The organism is Streptomyces bottropensis ATCC 25435, assembly GCF_000383595.1.
GTDB classification, from domain to species: domain Bacteria; phylum Actinomycetota; class Actinomycetes; order Streptomycetales; family Streptomycetaceae; genus Streptomyces; species Streptomyces bottropensis.
On the sequence record NZ_KB911581.1, the window covers coordinates 5,044,721 to 5,067,275 of the forward strand.

Genomic DNA, 22,555 nt, shown 5'->3' on the forward strand with positions numbered 1-22,555 from the left:
CGTCGCGGTCGTTGAATCTTCCGGCATCCGGCCGGGAGGCGGCGGGGATGCCTACCGCCGGTTCCGGGGCATCAGGCCCGCGCGGCGGGCGAGTTCGTCCTCCGGTCCGGTGCCTTGGCGCTTGCCCGGCGTGGAGCGGACGACGTAGCGGAAGGGCAGCCCGCCAGGTTCGGCGATCATGCCGCCGAACCGGGTGTCACCGGCGAACCACACCCGGTCTGCCGGGCGGGGCCCCCCGGGGCGGGGGCCGTCCCAGCCGTCCGCGGGGACGGGGAACGAGCAGTGGCTCTGGCCGTCCGGCTGGAGCAATACCACCCGTCCATCCCTTCCCCAACGGCGGCCCTGGACCCGCTCGCCCTCGGCGGCGACCACCCGGACCTCCTGCGTCCGCACGGGCCAGACCTGCCAACCGTAGGTGCACATCACCAGCCGCTCCCGGCGTCGAGCCCGGCGCCACAGCAGCGTCAGGCCTGCCGTGACGGCGATGACGGGGACCAGGAAGGCGGCGGCGACCAAGCCGGGGGCGGACCCGGGACCGGCCAGGGAGAGGACTGCCGCCAACAGCAGCACTTCGGCGGCCGATGCGAGGACGCCCCACCGGAGGCCGCGCTCACGCCGCCGCAGGACGTCATCGACGCCCGGGGTGTCCAACGCCGCTCCCGGCAGCACCTCGTAGCCGTACTCCGCAGCGATCATCACACTTCCCCTCCCGCACTGGCCGTGGTGCGGCGGTTCGCCGGCGTCGCCAAGGCCTTGGGCGGCGGCTCGCGGGTCCCACCGCGACCAGAGCCTACTGGCCGCGCCTGCGGCTCGGCCCGCGCACCGGAGTCAAGTGGTACGCCGCTGGGGGCCGCCTGACGGGGTGTACGGCGGGGAGGTGGCCAGGCCCGGGGCGTGCGGGACGCGATCGAGGGGGTCCGGGGAAGAGCACCGGCCGTCACCGGCGGCCCGGGCATCGACGATCCAAGACCCGGCTGACCAGATGGACACGAGAGCGTCGACGCCCAGCGAGTGTTCCGCGACCGCGGTACGGCGAGTGAGGCCCCGATGGGGTGTCGCGAACCGCGACGAGGCGCAGGTGCGCTGACCGGGGCGGATGCCCGGCCGCAGGGGGCCAGCTGTCTGTTGGTCGCTGTTCCGTTCGTGGGCGACTACCTCGCCGCCAGATCCATGAAAATCTGTATTGGCCAGAGTAGACATTGGGCGATGGGCCGGTTATGGTTTCTCTCGTAGCCGAGATCAAGAGGGCCCGGCAGAGATGAACTGCCTGGCAGCAGTACGTAGTTGTAAGTGCAGGACGGTGCGGCGGTGGAGTTCCGAAGCCAGGGTTGTCGCAGGACGGTGACGGGACTGACGGCCGGACCGGGTGGCCCGCAGTGATCAGGGGTCGCCACGAGCAGGACCGCAGTACCCGCAGTGCAGTTTTTCGAGTGGTACCCCGGTAAAGGCGTCTGACTGCGGGCGCGCGTACCGGGAGGTTCGGCAGTGGGGTTCTAAGCCAGAGCAGATGCAGGACGGGCGACGGGGCTGGCTGTCGAAGCGTGGCGCTGTGGCAGGCCACCAGCAGTACCGCAGTACCGGTTTGGCAAGTGAGTGACCAGAGGAAGAACGGAGGAGCCCAGCGCCATCAGGATCGCCCGGACGAACAGTGGGTCCGGGTACCGCAGGACATCGATAGTGAGGTGGTCTCCGGTCACGCATCCGCGATCCCCGTACCCCCGGCAGCGTTCAGGCCGGGCTCGCGGAAACAGAAGGCCGGCGCATTACTGGGGCCGGCAGATGGTGTAGCAGTTCCTTCGGGGCCCTGGTGCAAGATGGCACCAGGGCCCCTCCACATGTCCACAGAGAGGTGCGATGACAGCAGACGATTTCTTCGGCCGTCTTGATGACGACGACTATCCCGCCTACACCATGGGCCGGGCCGCCGAGATGCTCGGCACCACCCAGAGCTTCCTCCGCGCCATCGGCGAAGCCCGCCTCATCACCCCGCTGCGCTCCGCAGGCGGACATCGCCGCTACTCCCGCTACCAGCTGCGCATCGCCGCCCGCGCCCGCGAACTCGTCGACCAGGGCACTCCCATCGAGGCAGCCTGCCGCATCATCATCCTCGAAGATCAACTCCAAGAAGCCCAGCGCATCAACGCCGAGCACCGCCGCGCCGCCGAAGCGTCCGAACCACCCGCAGCCTGAGCCAGTGGGGTCATCGCCTCGGATGGCAGGGTTTACGGCGTGTAGCGCCTGTGTCAGTTGTCGTGGTGGGAGGGTCTCCATCACCTACGTCTTCGGCGTGGGCGTTCTGCTGTGCTGCTGGACCAGGCGGTCACCCCCGCCTTGGAGGCGACGACGCTGCGGTCCTGGTCGCCTGCGTACTGGTCGTCGGCGGCCACGGTGTGGCTCGGTAGAGACAGGCGCGCCGGGCCGGGGGAGATACTGCGAGGTCGTGGCTGCGGGCGGCGTGGCTGTTGAGGGACCGCATACCCGGTGTGGTGCGGCCGTCGTGCGGTTCGGGGCAGCAGACGTTCGGACACTCGTCCAGGCTCGGAGGAGGACTGGCCGTCCAGCAGGGTCGTCCGACCCGCGGTCTGGGCGCAGGCCGTGCCAGGCGGTGAGTTCGAGATCGCGGAGTCGCCATCTCCGATGGCCTGTGTTTTGAGGTCAGGAGATGGCCGGACTCGACGAACGCTGGACCGATCATCCCCCCGGTCGCGGCGGGTTGGGGGCCGGGTCATCTCGCCGACAGCCGTGAGGATCTGTCGGGTCGGAGGCGGTTCCTTCACCTGTCAGGCCCGCAGCACCTCGGCCTTGATGTTGGCGGGAGGCAGGTGAGCGGTGCCCGAGGATCACTGTGCACGCCTGCCGGCCTGCCCGCCGGGCCTGTCTCACCAGCGGCCAGCGGCCCGGATGTGCGGCGAGACCCGCGCACGGGCCACCAGGGTGCACGCCGGGCAGAACTCTCCACCGACAATGCGCGCTCTTTTGAGCGCTACACGGTACCGCTGTTCCTGAAACGCTGCGCTTCGGGTCGGCCAATATCTATATCCGCGACGTGAGGGTTTGGCACGTGGCGCGGAAAGTGTTTTTGCTGCTATAGGCAGGACGGGGCTGCTTACGGCACTCGGCTCGCCATCTCATGCTACTGTCGATCTCAGTTGCAGTTGTGGTTCCCAAAATCTGCGTCGGAATTTTTCGCCACTGGCGACTTTTTCGTATGGCCGGTTGTTTCCGGACGGGGCATCATCGCGGCGACCCGGTATCCGTGCATCGCGGGTCCCGGCGTACTGCCCAAGAGGAGACATGACATGGCGTCAGGCACTGTGAAGTGGTTCAACGCGGCCAAGGGATTCGGCTTTATCGAGCAGGACGGTGGGGGCGCGGACGTGTTCGCCCACTTCTCGAACATCGCCGCCCAGGGTTTCCGCGAGCTGCTCGAAGGCCAGAAGGTCACTTTCGATATCGCGGCGGGCCAGAAGGGCCCGACGGCCGAGAACATCGTCATCGCCTGACGCTGGCGCGCACTTCGTAGCTGGGGCCCGCATCCCTCGGGGTGCGGGCCCCAGCTACGGACATGTGCCGCAGTGGTGAGACCTGCGGGACGAGGAGCGTCCGTGGTCCCTCGTCAAGGGACGCGCGCCTGGTCCAAGGTGCAACCGGTAGGCATCTGGGATGTCACATCCCTGTGGTGCCAGAAATTCCGTCGATGCAATCCGCGCCAGATCTACCGCACTCCGCATTCTTTTTTGCATTCTATTCGCATTCTATTCGGTCCGTGCTTGTGATTCCCTGCGCTGCTTCTGCTGCGGGAGTTCCTTGATACGTGCCGTATCAAGGAAGGTTTTCGATGAACCCCGCACGTACGAATTCCCGTTCTTCCCGCCGCAGCCGTGGCGACGGCACCGCTTTCGGCGCCGGCGCCGGCGCCGGTTCGAGGCGGGGCGGCCGTTTCGGATCGTCCACTCCGAGCCGTTCTGGGGGTCCGAGCCGTTCGGGCGGCCACGGCCGGCGGCCCGCAGCCGTCCAGGGTGAGTTCGCCCTGCCGGAGACGATCACTCCCGCACTCCCCGCGGTCGAAACCTTCGCCGCCCTCGACATGCCCAAGCAGCTGCTGGCGGCGCTGACCGCCCAAGGCGTGAGCGTCCCGTTCCCGATCCAAGGCGCGACCCTGCCCAACACTCTCGCGGGCCGCGACGCCCTGGGACGCGGGCGCACCGGCTCCGGCAAGACCCTCGCTTTCGGTTTGGCCTTGCTGGCCCGCACCGCCGGACAGCGAGCCGAGCCCCGCCAGCCGCTGGCCCTGGTCCTCGTGCCCACGCGTGAGCTGGCCCAGCAGGTGACCGACGCGCTCACCCCCTACGCCCGCTCGGTGCAGCTGCGTCTCGCCACGGTCGTGGGAGGAATGTCGATCGGCAGGCAGGCCAATGCGCTGCGCAGTGGAGCCGAGGTCGTCGTCGCGACGCCGGGCCGTCTCAAGGACCTCATCGACCGCGGGGAATGCCGACTGAACCAGGTCGCGATCACCGTCCTGGACGAGGCGGACCAGATGGCCGACATGGGCTTCATGCCCCAGGTCACCGCGCTCCTGGACCAGGTCCGCCCCGAGGGCCAGCGCATGCTGTTCTCCGCCACCCTCGACCGTAACGTCGACCGCCTGGTTCGCCGCTATCTCGTCGACCCGGTCGTCCACTCCGTCGACCCGTCCGCGGGTGCGGTCAGCACGATGGAGCACCACGTGCTGCACGTCCACGGCGCGGACAAGCACTGGACGACGACGCAGATCGCGGCACGCGAAGGCCGGGTGATCATGTTCCTGGACACCAAGCACGCCGTCGACCGTCTGACGCAGGACCTGCTGAACAGCGGGGTGCGGGCTGCCGCCCTGCACGGCGGCAAGTCACAGCCGCAGCGCACCCGCACCCTGACCCAGTTCAAGACCGGGCACGTCACCGTGCTCGTGGCCACGAACGTCGCAGCCCGCGGCATCCACGTCGACAACCTCGACCTCGTCGTCAACGTCGACCCGCCGACCGACCACAAGGACTACCTGCACCGCGGTGGCCGCACCGCGCGCGCCGGCGAGTCCGGCAGCGTCGTCACCCTGGTCACCCCCAACCAGCGCCGCGACATGACCCGCCTCATGACCGCCGCCGGCATCTCGCCCCAGACCACCCAGGTCCGCTCCGGCGAGGAGGCACTCAGTCGGATCACCGGCGCCCGGACACCCTCCGGCATCCCGGTGACGATCACCGCGCCGGTCGCCGAGCGGCGTCAGCGCAGCACGTCGTCCTCACGCGGCCGACGCAGCACCGCCTCGGCCGCCCGGCGCAGGACCCAGCAGTCCTCGTTCGACTCGGCGGCGTAACGGCTTCGTTCGGTTCAGGAAAACCGGCCCACCTCTGTAGGAGGCACGTTTTGACGATGGTTCAGATGCAGCTTCGTTCGACGGGCGCCGCCGACCCCGTGCTCCGGACGGTGGCAGACGCCATGGAAACCGCCGGACCGCAGGCCTGCGACGACATGACCGTCGAGGTGGCCCTGTCCGTCATGGCGAGCGTCCGCTCTGGGCACCTGCTCGTCTGCGACGACGACGGCGTGTGCACCGGACTCGTCACCCGGGCCCAGCTCACCGCGGTCCGCGACAGCTCCGTGTACCCGGACCGGGTCCAGCTGCGGGACATCCTCGTCGACCCGGGGCCCTTCGCCTCCCTCGTGACCACGATGGCCGAGGCCGAGCACGCGATGCGCTACCGTCGCCTCGATGCCCTGCCCGTGGTCGACGAACACGGCAACGCCCTGGGCGTCCTTGCCCTGGCCCGCTGACCGCCTCGACCGCGGCAAAACCATTCCCTCGTTCTTCTCCCTGTGAGGCATCATGCGCTTTGTCATCGCCCGCTTCCCCTTCGACCTCACCAAGAGCGGCGTCCTGGAATCGATGAAGGGCGTCAAGCCCGAGGAAGTCATCGGGGCGTCCGTGACCATCGGTCGTCGTACCTATCCCGTCAAGCAGGTCGGGCAGGTCATCACCCGCCAGGACCGCCGCGACTTCAGCGCCGACGAGGTCCTGCGGGCCATGACCCAGCTCGGCTTCACCTGCCGCGACCTCTCCCGAGCCGCCGCACCCGCGCGCATTCTCAGTCCGCTGCAACAAGCCTCCGCCATGCTCGGGGCCCCCGCAGCGGTCTGACCGACGGGCAGGCGTGAGCCGCCACAGAAGATCGGCGTCATCAACGCCTTCTGCCGTAACCAGCCACACAACAAGTGCCACGCATCGATGAACCGGTGATCGATTCCGAAGACCGGGAAGCAGCAGGCGGCCGCCAGCCGCCTGCTGCTGTACTGCGTCGACGCGCCCCTCGCTGAGTCAGCGGCTGAGCGGCCTTCGAGCGCCGCCCTTCGTGATGCTGCAAGCACACCAGCGCCGAGCTCTCCGATCACTGCCGCGCACACCCCAACCCCGGGTACAGCAGGCTGTACCAGCCCGTGCCGCCCCCGTGCCCCGTACTACCCCCGTCGCCTCGCGTCCTGCAGGTAGTGCAGGACCGCCGCCACCCGGCGGTCCACCTGGTCGGCCGGGGACAGGTCGAGCTTGGCGAAGATACTGCGGATGTGCTTGTGGACCGCGCCGTCCGTGACCACGAGGCGCCCCGCGATCGCGCTGTTGCCGAGACCCTCGGCCATCAGGGCGAGGACGTCCCGCTCGCGCGGGCTGAGCCGTTCCAGCCGGGTGTCCTGGCGGGAGCGGGTGAACAGCTGGGCGACGACTTCGGGGTCGATGGCGGTACCGCCGGACGCCACCCGGTGCAGTGCGTCGAGGAACTCCTCGACCCGGCCGACGCGTTCCTTGAGCAGATAGCCCAGTCCCTCCACCCCGCCGGTGAGCAGGTCGGTGGCGAAGCTCTGCTCGACGTAGGCGGACAGGACGAGCACGGCGAGGTCGGGGCGGCGGCGCCGGGCCTGAACCGCCGCGCGGATGCCCTCGTCGGTGTGCGTCGGCGGCATCCGTACGTCGAGGATCGCGACGTCGGGTTTGTGCTCCTCGATGGCGTCCAGGGCCTCTTCGGCCGTCCCGGTCTTCGCCACCACGTCGTGGCCCTCGGCACCCAGCAGCAGGGCGAGACCCTCGCGCAGCAACGGGTCGTCCTCGGCCATCACTATGCGCATGTCGGTAACCAACTCATCTGTCGTGCAAGGCGGTTCGGTGGACCGGCCCCGCGGCTTTGGGAACGTCATGTGCTGCAGGGCAGGTCCACGTCGAGTACCGTCGGCCCACCCGCCGGGCTGGTCACGCGGAGCGTACCGTCATGGGCCGCCACCCTGCGGCGGATGCCGGTCAGCCCGGAGCCGCCCTCCTCGTCGGCGCCGCCCCGCCCGTCGTCCTCGATCCGCAGGTGCAGCCGCCCGCCCCGCGCCCGCACGGTGACCGCCGCCGCGTTCGCCCCGCTGTGCTTGGCGATGTTCGACAGCGCCTCCGCGACCACGAAGTACGCCATGGCCTCCACGGACGCCGCACACCGCTGCGGTGCTTCCACATCCGTCCGGCACGGCACCGCGCACTCGGCTGCCAGGCCCGACAGCGCCCCCGCCAGCCCCCGGTCGGACAGCACCGGCGGGAGGATCGAGCGGGAGACCGCGCGCAGTTCGGCCAGCGCCTGCTCGGCGGCGCTCTGGGCGCGTTCGAGGAGTTCGTCGGCGCGCTCGGGATCCCGGGCGGCCATCCGCCGGGCGGCGCCCAGCAGGACCGTCACCGTGACGATCCGGTTCTGCGTCCCGTCGTGCAACGACCGCTCGATGCGCCGCAGTTCGCTGGCGTGGGCGTCGAGCGCGGCGGCCCGGGTCGCGGTCAGCTCGGCCACCCGCAGGGACAGGTCGGTGTCCGGTCCGGCCCTCAGCAGCGTCCGTGCGGGGCGGGCCTGGAGGCGGGCCATACCGGGCGTCAGACCCAGGATGACGGCGATCCAGCCGACGCCGACCAGGCTCACCGCCAGCGCCTGTGTCCAGGTGTGCGCCACGCCGAAGCCGAAGGACGTGCTGCTGGTGTCCGGTGGCATGAACGGCCACACCAGCGGGTAGAGGGTGTCCCGGAACGCGGCCAGCGGCAGCCACACCCCGAGCAGGCCCAGCAGGAACCCGAGGCTGGCGTGGCGCAGTGCCCAGCGCAGCTCGCGCCGGGTGGTGGGGTCGGCGAGGGCGGCCCGCGGCGCGGTCGGCGGCGGGGCGGGGGCGACGATCTCGGGCCCCCAGCGGGCCAGCCGCTCCCGTTCCCGGTCGGCCAGGGCGTGCAGGGCCCGGACGGCGGTCGGCATCAGTAGCAGTCCCACCCCGGCCGGCGCGGTCACCGCGGCGACGGCCGCCAGCACCAGCACGCCCAGCGCCATCGCCGCCGTCCTGAGCCCGCCGACGAGCTGCCCGAGCGCGGCACCGGAGGTACGCAGGGCCTGGACGGCGATCTCACGTCGACGCTCGGCGGTGGGGCCGGCGTCAGCGGTGCCGGTGGGGTCCGCAGCGCCGGTGGGGTTCGCGGTGCCGGTGAGGTCCGCGTCCGCGGTGCCGGTGGGGTCGGCCGTCGTCATGCTCACTCCGCTCCTGATGTGTGCCAACGACCCTACGGCGAAGCCCACTTCGCCGTGAGGTACAGCAGGCTGTACCACCGATCCGGCGGCTGGTGGGATCGGCCGAGGGGGTCGCGGTCCGTAGCGTCGCAGACGTCAGCCGGGACGCCGGCCGAGACATCAGCCCAAGTCCCCGCCGAAGGAGCCCGCGATGGCGACCACCGACCCCTACCGACTGAGCGTCCACGACGCGCACCACGACGCCCCCGCCCCGGCCGTCACCCGCGGCGAGGTCACCCGCGTCCTGCTCTGGCTGGCCCTGGTGATCAGCGCGGTCACCAACATGGTCGCCTCCTACGCCGCCGTCGGTGTCGCCGTGAACCTCGCCAGCGGCGCGGTCACCGCCCTCGCCGCCACCGCCCTTCTCGTACGCCGTCTGAAGGGCGGCCGCCGGTGAACCTCGCGACGAGTGCCGTACGGGCCACCGCGCCAGCACCCGCCCCCGCCATCGCGCTGGAGCGCCTGACCAAGACCTACCCGGGCGAGGTGAAGGCCCTCGACGAGGTGTCTCTGACGGTCCGGCCCGGCACCTTCCTGGCCGTGATGGGCCCCTCGGGCTCCGGCAAGAGCACCCTGATGCACTGCGCGGCCGGGCTGGACTCGCCGACCTCGGGCAGTGTCCGCATCGACGGCCACGAGATCGCCGGTTTGAGCGAGACCCGCCGTACCGAACTGCGGCGCGAGCGCGTCGGGTTCGTGTTCCAGGCCTACAACCTGATCCCGTCCCTCACCATCGAGGACAACATCACGCTGCCGCTGCGGCTGGCCGGCCGAGCCCCGGACCGGGAGTGGATCGCGGCGCTGGTGGAGCGCGTCGGCCTGGCCGGTCGGCTCGGTCGACGCCCCGCCGAACTCTCCGGCGGACAGCAGCAACGCGCCGCTGTGGTGAGGGCGTTGGCGGCCCGCCCGGCCGTCGTGTTCGCCGACGAGCCGACCGGAGCGCTGGATCTGCGCAGCGCGCACGAGGTGCTGGAGCTGCTGCGCGCCCTGGTCGACGAACTGGGCCAGACGGTGGTGATGGTGACCCACGACCCGGCCGCCGCGGCCCGCGCCCACAAGGCACTGGTGATGGCCGACGGCCGGGTCGTCGAAGCCCTCGACCACCCCACCGCGCCCCAACTGGCCGAGCGGCTCGTCGCGTTGGGAGAGCACTGACCGATGTCCGAGCACTTCCGCACCCCTTCCCGCCTCCCCCTCTTCCCGATCGCCCTGCGTATGGCAGCGCACCGGATCTCCGCGCTGCTCGCCGTGGTGTGCGCGGTACTCGGCGGGGCCGCCCTGATCACCGGCACCGGTGTGCTGGCCGAGTCCGGGCTGCGCTCACAGCTGCCGCCCGGCCGCCTCGGCGGGGCGGACATCGTCGTCGCGGCCGACCAGGAGTATCACCCGGACGGCGACCTGCCGCTCGCCCTGCCCGAGCGCGCCCGCATCCCGTCGTCCCTGACCGACCGGCTCTCCAGCCTGCCCGGGGTGACGGCCGTGGTCGGCGACCTCGGCTTCCCGGCCGCGCTGGTCGACACCGGGGGAGGGGTCGTAGCGACCGCCGACGACCCTGCGGCGGCCGGACACGGCTGGTCCTCCACCCAACTGCTGGCCCGCCCGCGTGTCGCCGGCCGCGCGCCGGCCGGCGCGGACGAGATCGCCGTCCCCGCCGTGACCGGTCTGCGCACCGGGGACCGGGTGCAGGTCGTGGCGGGCGGCCGTCCCGCTGTGCGCTATCGCGTCGCCGCGGTGGTCGACGCACCGGGCGCGGGCGTGTACTTCGCCGACGCCACGGCCCTACGCCTCGCCGGCCGCGACGACGCCCGCCGCTACGACCTGATCGGCCTGCGCACCGCGCCCGGAACCGGCGAGCGGGTCGCCGACGCGGTGCGCGACCGGCTGGCCGGTACCGGGCTGACCGTCCGCACCGGCGCGGACATCGGCGAGAGCGTGGCTCCGGGCGTCGGCACGGCCCGCTCGCTGCTGATCCTGCTCGCCGGTTCGCTCGGCGGGATCGTGCTGCTGATCACCGGGTTCGTCACGGCGGGCGCGTTGGGTGTGTCGATCGCCGGGCAGCGCCGCGACCTGGCGCTGATGCGGGCGGTCGGGGCGACCCCGCGGCAGATCCGCCGGCTGGCCGCGGCGCAGTCCTCCGTGGTGGCGGCCGTGGCCCTGGCCCCCGGAGTGGCCCTCGGCTACCTCCTGGCGGGCCGCTTCCATGACATGCTCGCCGACCGAGGCGTCCTGCCCCCCGAACTCCCGCTGACCGTCGGCCCGTTGCCCGCCGCCGCCACCGTCCTCCTGCTCGTGCTGACCGTGCAGATCTCCGCCCGGGGCGCGGCCTGGCGCACCTCCCGAATGCCCGCGACGGAGGCCGTCGCGGAGTCCCGCAGCGAACCGCGCGAACCGTCGAAGGGCCGTACCCTCACCGGGGCTGTGCTGATCGCCGCCGCGTGCGCGCTGTCCGTCACCCCGCTGCTGACCCGCACGGTGGTCGGCGCGTCGGCCACCTCCATCGCCGGGATCGTCGCCGCGATCGGCCTGTCCTTGTGTGGCCCGGCCCTGGTCCGCACGGTCGGGGTGGCCGCCGTGCGTCGGCTGCGGCCCACGGCGCCCGCGCCGACCTGGCTCGCCCTCGCCAACGTACGGGCGTACGCGCTGCGGGTCGCCGCAGTGGTCAGCCCGCTGGCGATGGCGGTCGTGTTCGTCCTGACCTACGCCTTCGCGCAGACCACCGTCCTCGCGGCGACCGCGCAGGACACCGGCACCGGCACGCTTGCCCAGTACCGGCTGAGCGCACCGGCCCTCGGCGGCCTGCCGGCCGGCACGCGTGACGCCGTTCGCAAGCTGTCCGGAGTGCGGTCCGCCGCACCCGTCGGCTCGACGACCGTCGTCTGGCCGTACGAGCTGTTCGGCGAACCCGATGTGGAGTCGGTAACGGCGCTGATCGCCACGCCGGACGTGGCCGGGGTCCTCGACCCGGGGGTGCGGGAGGGAGGGCTGGCCGGCCTGACCGGCGCCACGGTCGCGGTGAGCAGCGAGGTCGCCGGTTCGCGGGGCGCCGGACTCGGCCGGCGGATCCGGCTGGTCCTCGGCGACGGCACACGTACCGAGGCGCGGGTGGCGGCCGTGTACGACCGGGGCCTCGGCTTCGGCTCACTGATCATCTCCGGGGACCTCATGGCCGGTCACACCACCTCCGGCCTCACCCAGAGCCTCCTCGTCCGCACCAACGGCACGGCGACGGCGGCACGCGCGCTGGCCGATCTGACGGCGTCACGCCCGGGCCTGGCCCTGGAGAACACGTCCGAAACGGCCTCCGACGGCAAGCAGGACACCCCGCCCGAGGTGTGGATCAACCTCGCGACGATCGTGGTACTCCTCGGCTACCTCCTCCTCAGCATCGCCAACAAGCTGGTCGCGGCCACCGCCCAGCGCCGGACCGAGATCGCGGCCCTGAGGCTGGTCGGCACGACGCCGCGGCAGATCCGGGCGATGATGCGACGCGAGGCGGCCGTGATCGCCGCGGCGGCACTCGTCTCCGGCCTGCTCCTCTCCGCACTCCCCCTCGCCCTCCTCGGCCAGGGCTTCCTCGACCGCCCCTGGCCGGCAGGCCCGGCCTGGCTGCTCCCCGCCGTCGCGGCGACGATCGTGACGACTGCCTTCCTCACGATCGAACTCCCCACCCGTCTGGCCCTGCGCACTGCCCCGGCGGACGCGATACGGGCGACGTGAGATCCAGCCGGCATCGTCACCACCGATGAATGCCGCGGCGGACAGGACGATGCCGGGTGGAGCGCCTGCCGTGGGCCAGGACGACCGGCAGGCACACCGGCGGCAGGAGCCGGGACCGCACCGCGGCCGGGAGGCCGGCCCCTGATCGCACCCGATGCCGCGCACCCGATGCCGTGGTGCACGACGACGGTGTCAGGCGTCCACTTCACGAGGTCAGGAAGTAAACGCGGCGGGCGCGCAACGGGCGGACGCAGAGGGCACCTTCACCGCGCGCTCGACCTTCGACCGCCGTCTGTCCGGCGTGGTCGTCACCGGCCACGCCGGCCACCGCCTGGTTCGCGACCGGACCATGGCCGCCCGCGCCCGCCGGGTGCTCAAGGCCGAGGTGAAGGAGATGGAGAAGACCAAGGAGATCCGGGGCCGGGGACCGACGCGGGCGCTGCTCGCCGAACACCTGCGCGCAGCGCGGGCGCCGTGCCCGGAACCGGCTGGGCATCCGGGACCGCTCCATCCGGCCGACCTGCTCTGCCATCGCCAGGGTGCGAGCATGAGGTCGCCTTCCGGCTGACTCGCTCCTCTGCCGCTCGCTCCTGCCGCTCCACTCCTGGCCTCAAGTCCTGCCTCAGGGTCTCGCGCACACGGATGCGGCGCCGTCGTGCCGGTACCGGACGGTGTCCAGCTCACGACCGTCCGGCAGAGTGTGGCGGGCTGGGCCGGGGGCAGGGACGAAGCCGGCGCGTTCCAGCGCGCGGCGGCACGCGAGGTTCGCCGTCGCCGTGCCCGCTCGTACCGTCGGCAGACCGGCGTGGGCATGGCCGAACTCCGCGCCCGCCAGGAACAGTTCGGCGCCGAGGCCCTGGCCTCGATGATCGGGGGCGAGAACACCGCCGATCTCACCCGTGTCGTGGTCGAGTTCGAGGTACCCGGCGTAGCGCCCGGTGTCGCGGCGTATACCGACCATGAACTCGGGCATCTCCTGGCTGGGTTCGAAGGGCTCGGCCAGCTCGGGGTTGGACCGGATGAACCAAGGGGTGATGGCTCCGGCGGGGCCCATGCGCAGCAGGGCCCGTCTGGTATCGGCATCCGGTACGACCTGGTCCATCTGATTGCCCTGCCAGCGCTGGGCAGCGGGGTCCGCGCCCACGGCGAAGGCCGCCAACGCGTCGAGCCTGGTCACCGGGGTGTAGAACAGCAGATGCCGGGTGGCGAGGGCGTGCCGGCCGGGCGTGCACACGTCGGGGACCGGCAGGCCCGAGGCCGCCTGGCGACGTCGTAGGAGCGACCGGATCATGTAACCCCCCGTTGTGTTCGTCCTATGCGTCCGGCGGCACGTACCGGGTGTGTGCGACCCAACGTACCGGCAGGGGAGAGCGTGATCGGCGACACGTCCCTGGACTCGGATCCTGGACGCGGTCTGTCTCGGTCAGACGGACGACGGCGCCGCAGTGACCGCCGCCCGATTGCGCGATGTCATCGAGCGGCTTTCGGGACCTGCGCGTCGGACTGGTCGGCCGTTTCCGGACGAGGATGCGCGTTCATTCCACACTGATCAGCGCCGCCGACGACCTTGCCCCCGGCCGGCGGATTCCGTCGCGCCGGGTTGGGCGGGCTTCGCACAGACGTCCTTCGGGGTCGCGGCGGTCCGGGCGTAGACATCCACATCGGCGTCCGTGATGGCGTCGGGCTGGTTGGTCAGGTTGTCGAAGAACCGGGAGTGAGCTCTTGGCCGCAGCGTCCGGCTTTCGATCGCTGCGCCGAGCGGCGGAGTGAGGCGTGTGTGCGGTTTTTGTGAATCCGTGCTGTCGTTCGGGTGTGGATGTCTATGGCCGGGATACGTGTGCTGGCGATGATGTCCGTTCGGGCTTCTCGCGACGTCTGCCGACCGGAAGAACCTCTCGGGGATAGGGCTGGTGGGGCGGCTGCGGGTGGTCCCTGGCCGACAGGCTGACGCATGGCTTCGCCCGAGGACTCGGCCGGTATGCTCCATGCGCTGCTGCGGGCGAGTCACCTGTCCGCGTTCGAGGAGCTGCCGGCCCTGGTGACCCGCCATGCGGGTGATGCCGGGTTTCGCCGGGCGCGTATCTACGTGGCGGACATCCAGGAACTGGTGCTGCGGGAGGCCACCGGGCAGGGTCTGGACGCCGGAGCGGGCGGGCGGGAGCTGCGGGTCGACGGCACGCTGGCGGGCCGGGTCTTTCGCGACGGGCAGTCGCGCTCCGGGCCGGTCGCGGGCCGCGTGCAGCACTGGCTGCCGGTGCTGGACGGCACCGAACGTCTCGGTGTCCTGCGCATCGAGACCGACGATGAACCGGACGAGCCCACGCGGACGGCGATGGAGGGCCTGGCATCCCTGGTGGGCCTGCTGCTGGTCTCCAAGCGGCACCACAGCGACTCCTACGCCCGCCTCACCCGTGTCAGTCCGATGACGGTGTCAGCGGAGATGCAGTGGACGCTGATGCCGCCGCGGACGTTCGCGAACAAGCGGGTGACCATCGCCGCGACGATGGAACCCGCCTACGCCACCGCCGGTGACGCCTTCGACTACGCTCTGGCCGGCGACACCGCTCATCTCGCGGTCTTCGACGCCATGGGCCACGACACCTCCGCCGGACTGACCGCGAATCTCGCCATGGCCACCTGCCGAAACCAGCGACGCCAAGGCCACAGCCTCACCCAAGCCCGCGACGCCATCGAAGCCACTCTGCTCGAACAGTTCGCCCACACCCGCTACGCCACCGCGGTCCTGGCCGACCTCGATCTCACCACCGGTGTCCTGACCTGGATCAACTGCGGCCACCACCCGCCCGTCCTGATCCGCGGCCGACGCTGGACCACCCACCTGGCCTGCACCCCCACCCACCCGCTCGGAACCGACCTCGGCCTTCCCAGGACCCTGTGCCGCGAGCAGTTGGAGCCCGGCGACCAGCTGCTGCTCTACACCGACGGCATCATCGAAGCCCGTGACGCCAAAGGGCGCCAGTTCGGCCGCGACCGCTTCGTCGACTTCGTCATCCGACACCAGGCCGACGGTTTGCCCGCACCGGAAACCCTGCGCCGCCTTGTGCGGGCCGTGCTCGAACATCACGACGGGCACCTCAACGACGACGCCACCGTCCTGCTGTGTGAATGGCACGGCGCACCGCAAACGGCTCCACCCGCCCATGACCACGGCACATCCGACTCGACATCACCGATGATCTGACTGAGCCGCGTGCGAGAACGATCCGAGAGATGCGCTCCTGCTGCGCCGGCACGGCCCGCTGATCAATGGAAGTTCTGTCGGTGGTGCGCACCGCCGGTCCAGATGCGTCACCCCGGTCCGGTGCCGAAAGCAGGCGTCCGAGATCAGCGGCGCCTGCCGCGAAAGCATCGACCACCTCCTTGAGGTCAGCGCCTTCTGACTCCGTCTGCGGGGTCATGAATGATGTGGCCACCTGCGGGTGCACGCTTATGCGTGGGCAGGCTGGGCACGCGTCACGGTGTACGACCCGCTCGACGTCGACCAGGCGAGGACGGTACCGCGATGGCCGAGTACGAACGTTCACGGACGATGCCCGCGCAGCCCGAGCACGTCTTCGACCAGGCTGCCCAGATCGGTCAGCTGGAGACCTGGCTGCCGCAGGTCCTGCACGTGAACGCCGGGGATCTTCCTGCCGTCACCGTGCACGAGGACCGCACCGGCGAAGACACCTCCGCCTCGCTGCGCGCCCGCCGCGACCAGATGCGGCTCGAATGGAGCACCCGCGATGGCGGCTACACCGGCTGGCTCCAAGTCGCCGGCATCGGCAGCGGAGCCAGTGAGGTGACGGTGCACCTGTCATTCTTCGACGCCAGCCACGACCCGGGTGCGCCGGCCGTAGGCGACGCTCTGGACACCAGCCTTCAGCGGCTGGAGGAACAGGTGCGACTGCGCGTCGACAACGCGGCCGGCTGAGACCGGCTGGGCACGCACGACATGGCCCGCGCCTGGGAGCCAGGCTGAACCAGACCGCCTGCGGACTGTCTCTGTCTCTCAGCCGCTCCGAGCTGATCCGCTTTCCGCACCTCACCTGGACGGACACTTTCCCGGAGTCCGGAGGCGCGGTGGAACGGGTGCGACGCCAGTGCCCGCCCTGCGCCTCCGCGACCGGACGCCGCGGCGGCGACCCACGCCCACGCCGTCAGCGCACCAGGCCGGCAGCGCACCGACCCTCGGCCCTGAAAAGCACACAATTCGGTGGGCGACGGCAGTCGGCCCCGGGGCGGGGCATGTCAGACGGGTTGCGCGGCGCCCGTGCCGTCGGCGGTGCCGCGGCGACGCCATGTGGGGGAGCGCCGGCACCGGAGAGAGGCCGGGGCGAGCACCTTGCCCGCAGCCCGGCATGGTGGCCGATGATGTCCCCGGACCAGCATGAAGGAGATGTAGCCGCCGACCGGATGCAGGTCGCAGCCACAGGACGTGCCGGCCCACGAGCCGTACGATCATGTCCTGGTCGTTGCGGAGCTCGGGCACGGGGACTTCTTCCCTCGCCCTTCCCGGCGAGACAACGCCCTGCCGAGGCGACGTCGGTGAGGGTGTGCTGAGCGTCGAGGCGCCCAAGGCCGACGGAGCCAGGCCCCGCCGTATCGAGATGACAGGCGGCAAGTGACGCCCCGGCCGGCCCTGGAGCATGTGAGGGTGCACGCTCCAGGGCCCTGCCCACCGTCGTGCCTCGTGCGCCTTCCGGCCGTCCGAGAGGCTGCTTGTAGCACCCATTGGCGGCAGCACGCTCGCCCGTTCGGCCCACCGAGCGGGGCGGCGCTTGGGCGACGGAGATGACTCTCCGGTGCCGCTGGTTGGCCGGCAACGGGCACTCGGGGAGCGGCGGTGTGGGCTGAAAGGGTGATGACGGCGGTTGTGCTGTGTCGTAAGAGTCTCGTCAGGCGTTGGTCCAGGTGTGAATCCTCGTGTAGACGACGCTGTGCCGTATGCGGCAACGCCCGGGCCTACTGGCTCCCGGCCCGGGCCAGATGACCTGAGCATCAGAGTCAGGCGTGACGGCGGGCGGAGTCGGGCCGTCATGGTCATCTGCTCAGCGGTGCTTGTCACGGCTGCTGTGGTGCTCGCCGTTGCGGGCCGGCTCGCTTGAGAGATCCACGGACGGGCGGTTGCCTGGGCAAGACGGACGGCTCGACTGTCGCGACAGCGTCAGACGCGGGTGTGTGCCTGCGCGACCAGCTGGCCCAGGCGATCGCCTCGCTCCGCTGGCAGACAGCGGTGATGCTGTCCCATGCCCCCGGCCGTAGGCCAGAAGGCGACTCGTCCCCCGGCCCGCAGCCCGGGGGGTAGGCCAGCAGATCACGCGCGCACCGCCAGCCCTTCACGGCCCGGTCGGCCATCGCCACCGTGCAGCCGCGGGTACCCGCAGGTTCCAGGTGGCGCAGGCGGTGAGGCGGCCGCCATGCGTTCGAGGCCCATGGGGGCGCGGTCCTGCGGTTGGTGATCCTGCGGTTGGTGGTCCAGTTCTGACCTGGTCCGCAGAGCTTCGGGCAGGTGGCTGAACTGCTGAGCCGGAGCTCCGGGCAGACCGATGCCATCCAGCCCGATCCGCTCATTTTGATCGCCGCCGCGGCCGTACCGCTACGCAGACGGGGCAGCGGCCGGGACCAGCAGGCACGGTGGCATAGACCTCCCGGTGCGGGGTACTTGGAGCCTGCTTGACGTACCCGGTGGTGAGCCGTGGGTGTCAGAGCCTGGAGGCAGGCAGTTCCCGTGGTGCGGCCCGCCGCACCACGGGAGGGGCTTTGAGAGAGGGGAATCAGTGTGATCATTCCGGCGGAGAAGGAGCTGCGCGCTGTGCTGGCCCGGTTCGCTCAGGCACGTATCGAACATGACGTGCGCCCCACCGGCCGCACCAGCCGGGACCTTGAGGACTCCACGTACACGCTGTGCGTGATGACCGGAGCCCGCACCGCCAAGCAGGCTCTGCTCGCGGCCGATGCACTGCTGGAACAGTACAAAGCGAGTCGTACGAGCACCTCCCAAGAGGATGAGACGCTGGCCGCGTAAGACTGATTTCACTCCTCCTGTCGCTGGGTCAGCGACAGGGTTCTGCCCGCACTGCGGCAATGGCGACGTAGACCGGCGCCGGCGATCAACGATCAACGATCAACGATCATAGAGATCGAGCCGGCGTCGGGAGCGGATTGCTCGAAGGTGAGCCGTCCTGTGGGCTCGCCGACCAGTGCGGGCGCCTTCAGCAGCTGCGCGGTACCGGCCGTGGTCTTCGGAGGACCGGCGAAGCCGGCCGGAGTGGCCCTGCCTTCGCGGTAGGCACCTCCGGCCGGCTGTGTTCGTGACAGCAGTCGCCTTACTTCGCCGATCGGCAGGATCTCAGTCCGCGGCAGTGGCCCGCCGTTGGGTGAAGCGGTGCCACCAGTGGCGGCGCCTTGGGTGTACGGCGCGACCGAGCCGACGGCCGATCAGCAGGTAGCCCAGCAAGGCGCCCGACGTGTTGAGCAGAACGTCATCGATGTCGAAGGCCCGCCCGGTGATCAGCGCACCTTGTACAAGTTCGACCAGCAGCATCACCAGAGCCGTGACCACTGCCACGCGCAGCAGCCCACGGACCTTGGGGACCAGCACCGGCAGCACCACGCCGAACGGGACGCCCAGCACGATGTTCCCGCCGAGCTGCTTGACGGTGTCACGGAAAGCGGGCTGTGCAAGATAGTTGCGGATGGAGTCCCCGGGACGCAGATTACTGTGCGTCAAGGGTACGGAGGCAGCCGACGGCTCCAAAGTCAGCCGGGCCAGCACCACGGCGAAGGCCACGGTCACCGCGAAGGCCAACAGCATGGCAAGCGCCCGGCCCCACCACGGCAAGACGGGCTTGCCACGGTCCGCCCGTCTCCCCGCCTTCTTTGCGGCTTTGTCGTACAGAGCTGTGCGCGCCATCAAGGGTCCCCACTCAGTTCGGTTGCACTTCCGCTACCCCCGATGGGAAACGGCACACAGCCGGCGGCTGACCGCCGCTCAGTTGCGGGAGGCACCTGGTGTATTCGCCTCCCCTGACCCGGACACCGAAGATCGCTCGCGCTCCCGCCCCCGCCCGTGCCGCGAAGGTTTTGGACGGGCGCGTCGAGCCGGGCGGGGAGTTCTGGGGCGCAGCGCCGTCCTTGGGGACCTCGACGGGCGCCGACCACCCTCCTGGCTGTCCACGACGTCACCGAAAACCGGGCGGAGTTGTCAGCCCGCGTCGACCAGCCGGTGGTGTCCGACGACCCGGCCCTCCAGCATGACCTCCAGCTGCCGGACTGAGGGGTTCGACGCCGCCCCGCTCTACGCCCACCCGCTGCTCCGCCGCGTTCGCGCCGCCTTCCCCGTCCCGGGCGGCCCGGCCGGCCTCGCCGCCGAAGCGACCGTGTGCGCGCAGCTGCTCCAGACCGTGGCCCGCGGCGACAACCTGGTCCTCCAGGACCGGCTCCGTCACCGGTCCGAGGAACTCCGTCGGCGCCGGGTTCTGCGACTGTGCCGGGTTGAACGTCCTGCTGGCAGCCCGCGGCCACAGTCGCGATGTCGGCATGCGCTTCCGGTGTCCGGCGGGGTGAGTGCTGCTGTCGCGCTCTTGCTGCGGCTGACCGGTGGGCGCCGTTGTCCGCAGCAGTTCACGACGTCGTGCCCGTCCCGCGTCCAGGCGCGCTACGCCGCGCCGGTGGGCGAGCGCCGGGTGGCGCGGCGTCGCAGGTACAGAGGTAGCGCATACCAGCAGAGGCCGAACCACAGCATGACCGCGCCGGCGAGTACCTCGGCGAGGACGCCGGGAATCACGACGCGCAGGATCAGCAGGAGGGTTCCGCCGATGGTCAGCGCGAGCAGGACCATGCCGCACATCATCAAGCGGCCGGCGGTCTCCACCAGTTCGTCCTTCATCCGCTGGCCGGACAGGAAGCGGTGGATGGAGACGGGGGCTATGAGCGATCCCGTGGCCGCCCCGCCGAGCACCACGGTGGTGACGTAGACGACCCGGTCGAACGTTGCCAGCTCCCGGAACAGCGGGGTGAATGCCACACTGAGCAGGAATCCGAAGAGGATCTGCACCCCCGTCTGGGTGACCCGCGTCTCCTGCAGGATCTCGTTCCAGCGGCGGTTGACCCGCTCACGCGCTGTTTCCGGCGCTTCGGTACCGGCTTGCGGGCGGTCGCTGTCGTGGCGCGCGCAGCAGGCGGTGTCCTCGCCCGCCGGCTCGACCGGCTGCTCCGTCATGGTCATGGCATCCTCCAAGGTCCAGGCAGACCGGCTGCCCCGTCCGGGCCTCTTCGATGCCTGTCCGGGGCAGGGAAGGCGGTCGAAGTTCACATGGCCTCGGCCCGGCGGCGAACGGCAACCGCACGCCGTCGGCGCACCTGTTATTCGGCAGCGTCCGGGGATACCGATGACGCGCGGTGTTGTCACGTGCCGCCGGTTGTCGTCGGGAGGCGGCCATGGAAGATTCGGTGGACCGGATCGCACGGCCGTGGGGCAGCCGTACTCCGTACGGGCACCACGAGCCGTGGCCCGTGCGCGTGGACACCTACCTGGAGGAGGGCGTCGAGCCGAGTCGGGTGCAGCGGTGGGTGCAGGCCGCGTCGATCCTGCATTCCGACGGTGATGCCATGGACATCGCCCTGGTGGCCGGGCGCATGGCGGGGGTGCGCGGCCGGGCGGTCGACCGGGTCAACCGTGGTCGGCTGGGGCCGAAGGACCTCTTCGGCTGGCAGGCGAACGCCTCAGCGGACCGTCTGACCAGGCCACTGGTGCGTCAGGGCGGGCGCCTGGTGGAGTGCGACTGGGACACCGCCATGGAGCGGATCGTCGCCCGCTCGCGGGAACTGTTGGAGGAACGCGGCCCGGGTTCGATCGGGTTCTACACCACCGGTCAGCTGTTCCTGGAGGAGTACTACACGCTCGCCGTGCTGGCCCGGGCCGGGATCGGCACCAACCACCTGGACGGCAACACCCGCCTGTGCACCTCCACCGCCGCCGAGGCGCTCAAGGAGTCCTTCGGCTGCGGCGGACAGCCAGGCAGCTACGACGACATCGACCACGCCGACGTGATCGCGTTGTTCGGCCACAACACCCGCCCCGCCTTCTGTGCGTCGACCCCCGCCCCACGCAGGTGGCCCGCCGGGCGACCGTGCACCTGGCTCCGCGCGTCGGTACGAACGTCGCCCTGCTCAACGCGCTCCTCCACGAGATCATCCGCACCGACCGCGTCGACCACGACTACCTCGCGGCGCACACGGTCGGCTTCGACGAACTCGCCTCCCGGGTACGGGACTGCACCTCCGAGTGGGCGGCCCGGATCTGCGACGTGCCGGCCGCCCTGATCCGCGAAGCCGCCGAGCTCCTGGGCACCGCCGAGCGGCTGCTGTCCACGGTGCTGCAAGGGGTCTACCAGTCCCAGCAGGCCACCGCGGCGGCTGTGCAGATCAACAACCTGCACCTGATCCGCGGCATGCTGGGGCGGCCGGGCGCCGGCGTGCTGCAGATGAACGGGCAGCCCACCGCCCAGAACACCCGCGAGTGCGGCGCCGACGGAGATTTGCCCGGATTCCGCAACTGGCAGAACGACAGCCACGTCGCCGACCTTGCACGCGTGCGGAACGTCGAACCGAAGGCCATCCCGCACTACGCGCCGCCCACCCACGCGATGCAGATGTTCCGCTACGCCGAACAGGGCTCCATCCGCATGCTCTGGATCAGCGGCACCAACCCGGCGGTCTCCTTGCCGGAGTTGTCCCGCATCCGTTCGATCCTGGCCCAGGAGCGCCTCTTCGTCGTCGCGCAGGATCTGTTCCTCACCGAGACCGCCCAACTGGCCGACGTGGTCCTGCCCGCCGCGACCTGGGGCGAGAAGACCGGTACCTTCACCAACGCCGACCGCACGGTGACCTGTCCGACAAGGCGGTCGAACCGCCCGGCGAGGCCAAACCCGATCTGGACATCTTCCTCGACTACGCCGCCCGTATGGGCTTCCGTGACAAAGACGGCGGACCGCTGATCACCTGGCACGATCCGCAGTCCGCGTTCGAGGCGTGGAAGCGGTGCAGCGAGATGGCTGAGCCCGGTGGTTGCGGGGGACCGTGCTCGTGGTGGGGGCTGAGTCCGCGGTCTGGGCGGCCAAATTTACCTATCCGTACCCCACAGGTTTACCCACATGTACGCCCCAGGTTTCCCCACACTCCCACGAGCGTGGGATGGCATCGAGCACTTGGAATGACAGGCTCTTCCCGTC

Annotated in this window: 18 protein-coding genes and 1 pseudogene; 13 read left to right on the forward strand and 6 right to left on the reverse strand. The window is 70.8% G+C overall.

Annotation, left to right across the window (positions count from 1 at the left end; translation table 11 throughout):
* Positions 1-51: 51 nt before the first annotated feature.
* Positions 52-696, reverse strand: coding sequence for a hypothetical protein (locus STRBO_RS0122350; protein WP_020114794.1), 645 nt, complete (start codon positions 694-696; stop codon positions 52-54).
* A 1,158-nt stretch (positions 697-1,854) separates the two neighbouring features.
* Between STRBO_RS0122350 and STRBO_RS0122355 the strand changes: the two genes are divergently transcribed.
* The 5 genes from STRBO_RS0122355 to STRBO_RS0122375 all read left to right on the forward strand — a co-directional run bounded on the left by STRBO_RS0122355 (position 1,855) and on the right by STRBO_RS0122375 (position 6,178).
* A complete protein-coding gene (locus tag STRBO_RS0122355; RefSeq protein WP_005473566.1) occupies positions 1,855-2,190 on the forward strand; it encodes a helix-turn-helix domain-containing protein in 336 nt (111 codons plus the stop codon).
* Between the two features lie 1,109 nt (positions 2,191-3,299).
* The gene (locus tag STRBO_RS0122360) at positions 3,300-3,503 is read left to right on the forward strand and encodes a cold-shock protein (protein ID WP_020114795.1); all 204 of its coding nucleotides are present in this window, start codon (positions 3,300-3,302) and stop codon (positions 3,501-3,503) included.
* A gap of 335 nt (positions 3,504-3,838) precedes the next feature.
* Entirely contained in the window at positions 3,839-5,356 is a 1,518-nt protein-coding gene (locus tag STRBO_RS0122365; protein ID WP_005473557.1) for a DEAD/DEAH box helicase, read from the forward strand.
* A 50-nt stretch (positions 5,357-5,406) separates the two neighbouring features.
* Positions 5,407-5,814, forward strand: coding sequence for a CBS domain-containing protein (locus STRBO_RS0122370; RefSeq protein WP_028796794.1), 408 nt, complete (start codon positions 5,407-5,409; stop codon positions 5,812-5,814).
* Between the two features lie 52 nt (positions 5,815-5,866).
* The gene (locus tag STRBO_RS0122375) at positions 5,867-6,178 is read left to right on the forward strand and encodes an SCO5918 family protein (RefSeq protein WP_005473554.1); all 312 of its coding nucleotides are present in this window, start codon (positions 5,867-5,869) and stop codon (positions 6,176-6,178) included.
* A gap of 317 nt (positions 6,179-6,495) precedes the next feature.
* Here the strand turns inward: STRBO_RS0122375 and STRBO_RS0122380 are convergent, their stop codons facing one another.
* The gene (locus STRBO_RS0122380; RefSeq protein ID WP_028796795.1) at positions 6,496-7,155 is read right to left on the reverse strand and encodes a response regulator transcription factor; all 660 of its coding nucleotides are present in this window, start codon (positions 7,153-7,155) and stop codon (positions 6,496-6,498) included.
* Positions 7,156-7,220: 65 nt separating this feature from the next.
* On the reverse strand, positions 7,221-8,564 hold the full coding sequence (locus STRBO_RS0122385) for a sensor histidine kinase (RefSeq protein WP_020114797.1): 1,344 nt from the start codon (positions 8,562-8,564) through the stop codon (positions 7,221-7,223).
* Between the two features lie 190 nt (positions 8,565-8,754).
* Here STRBO_RS0122385 and STRBO_RS0122390 point away from each other — a divergent pair, with 190 nt between their 5' ends.
* The 4 genes from STRBO_RS0122390 to STRBO_RS0122405 all read left to right on the forward strand — a co-directional run bounded on the left by STRBO_RS0122390 (position 8,755) and on the right by STRBO_RS0122405 (position 12,888).
* Positions 8,755-9,000, forward strand: a complete 246-nt coding sequence (locus tag STRBO_RS0122390; RefSeq protein WP_005473549.1) for a hypothetical protein — start codon at positions 8,755-8,757, stop codon at positions 8,998-9,000.
* On the forward strand, positions 8,997-9,758 hold the full coding sequence (locus tag STRBO_RS0122395; protein WP_005473548.1) for an ABC transporter ATP-binding protein: 762 nt from the start codon (positions 8,997-8,999) through the stop codon (positions 9,756-9,758). Before STRBO_RS0122390 ends, STRBO_RS0122395 begins: the two co-directional genes overlap by 4 nt.
* Before the next feature lie 3 nt (positions 9,759-9,761).
* A complete protein-coding gene (locus STRBO_RS0122400; RefSeq protein ID WP_005473546.1) occupies positions 9,762-12,320 on the forward strand; it encodes an FtsX-like permease family protein in 2,559 nt (852 codons plus the stop codon).
* Positions 12,321-12,621: 301 nt separating this feature from the next.
* On the forward strand, positions 12,622-12,888 hold the full coding sequence (locus STRBO_RS0122405; protein WP_020114798.1) for a hypothetical protein: 267 nt from the start codon (positions 12,622-12,624) through the stop codon (positions 12,886-12,888).
* A gap of 54 nt (positions 12,889-12,942) precedes the next feature.
* Here STRBO_RS0122405 and STRBO_RS0122410 read toward each other — a convergent pair whose 3' ends face one another.
* Positions 12,943-13,611 (reverse strand): GNAT family N-acetyltransferase, encoded by a 669-nt coding sequence (locus STRBO_RS0122410; protein ID WP_005473539.1) that lies wholly within the window; start codon positions 13,609-13,611, stop codon positions 12,943-12,945.
* A 660-nt stretch (positions 13,612-14,271) separates the two neighbouring features.
* On the opposite strand from STRBO_RS0122410, the gene STRBO_RS0122415 reads away from it, so the two are divergent.
* From STRBO_RS0122415 to STRBO_RS0122425, 3 genes are all read left to right on the forward strand, one after another.
* Positions 14,272-15,522, forward strand: a complete 1,251-nt coding sequence (locus STRBO_RS0122415; protein ID WP_005473538.1) for a PP2C family protein-serine/threonine phosphatase — start codon at positions 14,272-14,274, stop codon at positions 15,520-15,522.
* 321 nt (positions 15,523-15,843) lie between these two features.
* The gene (locus tag STRBO_RS0122420; RefSeq protein ID WP_020114800.1) at positions 15,844-16,254 is read left to right on the forward strand and encodes an SRPBCC family protein; all 411 of its coding nucleotides are present in this window, start codon (positions 15,844-15,846) and stop codon (positions 16,252-16,254) included.
* Between the two features lie 1,848 nt (positions 16,255-18,102).
* Complete coding sequence (locus STRBO_RS0122425; RefSeq protein WP_005473534.1) at positions 18,103-18,348, forward strand: DUF5133 domain-containing protein; 246 nt, start codon at positions 18,103-18,105, stop codon at positions 18,346-18,348.
* Between the two features lie 324 nt (positions 18,349-18,672).
* Here the strand turns inward: STRBO_RS0122425 and STRBO_RS0122430 are convergent, their stop codons facing one another.
* Complete coding sequence (locus STRBO_RS0122430) at positions 18,673-19,236, reverse strand: VanZ family protein (RefSeq protein WP_237547489.1); 564 nt, start codon at positions 19,234-19,236, stop codon at positions 18,673-18,675.
* A 744-nt stretch (positions 19,237-19,980) separates the two neighbouring features.
* Positions 19,981-20,550, reverse strand: coding sequence for a DUF6328 family protein (locus STRBO_RS0122435; protein ID WP_005473530.1), 570 nt, complete (start codon positions 20,548-20,550; stop codon positions 19,981-19,983).
* A 212-nt stretch (positions 20,551-20,762) separates the two neighbouring features.
* Here STRBO_RS0122435 and STRBO_RS40345 point away from each other — a divergent pair.
* Positions 20,763-22,464: pseudogene (locus STRBO_RS40345) on the forward strand (molybdopterin-dependent oxidoreductase); the annotation flags it as partial.
* Positions 22,465-22,555: the final 91 nt, after the last annotated feature.

Coding starts and splice junctions, on each gene's coding strand:
- STRBO_RS0122350 (WP_020114794.1), bottom strand. CDS start 696: ATGATCGCTGCGGAGTACGGCTACGAGGTGCTGCCGGGAGCGGCGTTG.
- STRBO_RS0122355 (WP_005473566.1), top strand. CDS start 1,855: ATGACAGCAGACGATTTCTTCGGCCGTCTTGATGACGACGACTATCCC.
- STRBO_RS0122360 (WP_020114795.1), top strand. CDS start 3,300: ATGGCGTCAGGCACTGTGAAGTGGTTCAACGCGGCCAAGGGATTCGGC.
- STRBO_RS0122365 (WP_005473557.1), top strand. CDS start 3,839: ATGAACCCCGCACGTACGAATTCCCGTTCTTCCCGCCGCAGCCGTGGC.
- STRBO_RS0122375 (WP_005473554.1), top strand. CDS start 5,867: ATGCGCTTTGTCATCGCCCGCTTCCCCTTCGACCTCACCAAGAGCGGC.
- STRBO_RS0122380 (WP_028796795.1), bottom strand. CDS start 7,155: ATGCGCATAGTGATGGCCGAGGACGACCCGTTGCTGCGCGAGGGTCTC.
- STRBO_RS0122385 (WP_020114797.1), bottom strand. CDS start 8,564: ATGACGACGGCCGACCCCACCGGCACCGCGGACGCGGACCTCACCGGC.
- STRBO_RS0122390 (WP_005473549.1), top strand. CDS start 8,755: ATGGCGACCACCGACCCCTACCGACTGAGCGTCCACGACGCGCACCAC.
- STRBO_RS0122400 (WP_005473546.1), top strand. CDS start 9,762: ATGTCCGAGCACTTCCGCACCCCTTCCCGCCTCCCCCTCTTCCCGATC.
- STRBO_RS0122410 (WP_005473539.1), bottom strand. CDS start 13,611: ATGATCCGGTCGCTCCTACGACGTCGCCAGGCGGCCTCGGGCCTGCCG.
- STRBO_RS0122415 (WP_005473538.1), top strand. CDS start 14,272: ATGGCTTCGCCCGAGGACTCGGCCGGTATGCTCCATGCGCTGCTGCGG.
- STRBO_RS0122420 (WP_020114800.1), top strand. CDS start 15,844: ATGGCCGAGTACGAACGTTCACGGACGATGCCCGCGCAGCCCGAGCAC.
- STRBO_RS0122430 (WP_237547489.1), bottom strand. CDS start 19,236: ATGGCGCGCACAGCTCTGTACGACAAAGCCGCAAAGAAGGCGGGGAGA.
- STRBO_RS0122435 (WP_005473530.1), bottom strand. CDS start 20,550: ATGACCATGACGGAGCAGCCGGTCGAGCCGGCGGGCGAGGACACCGCC.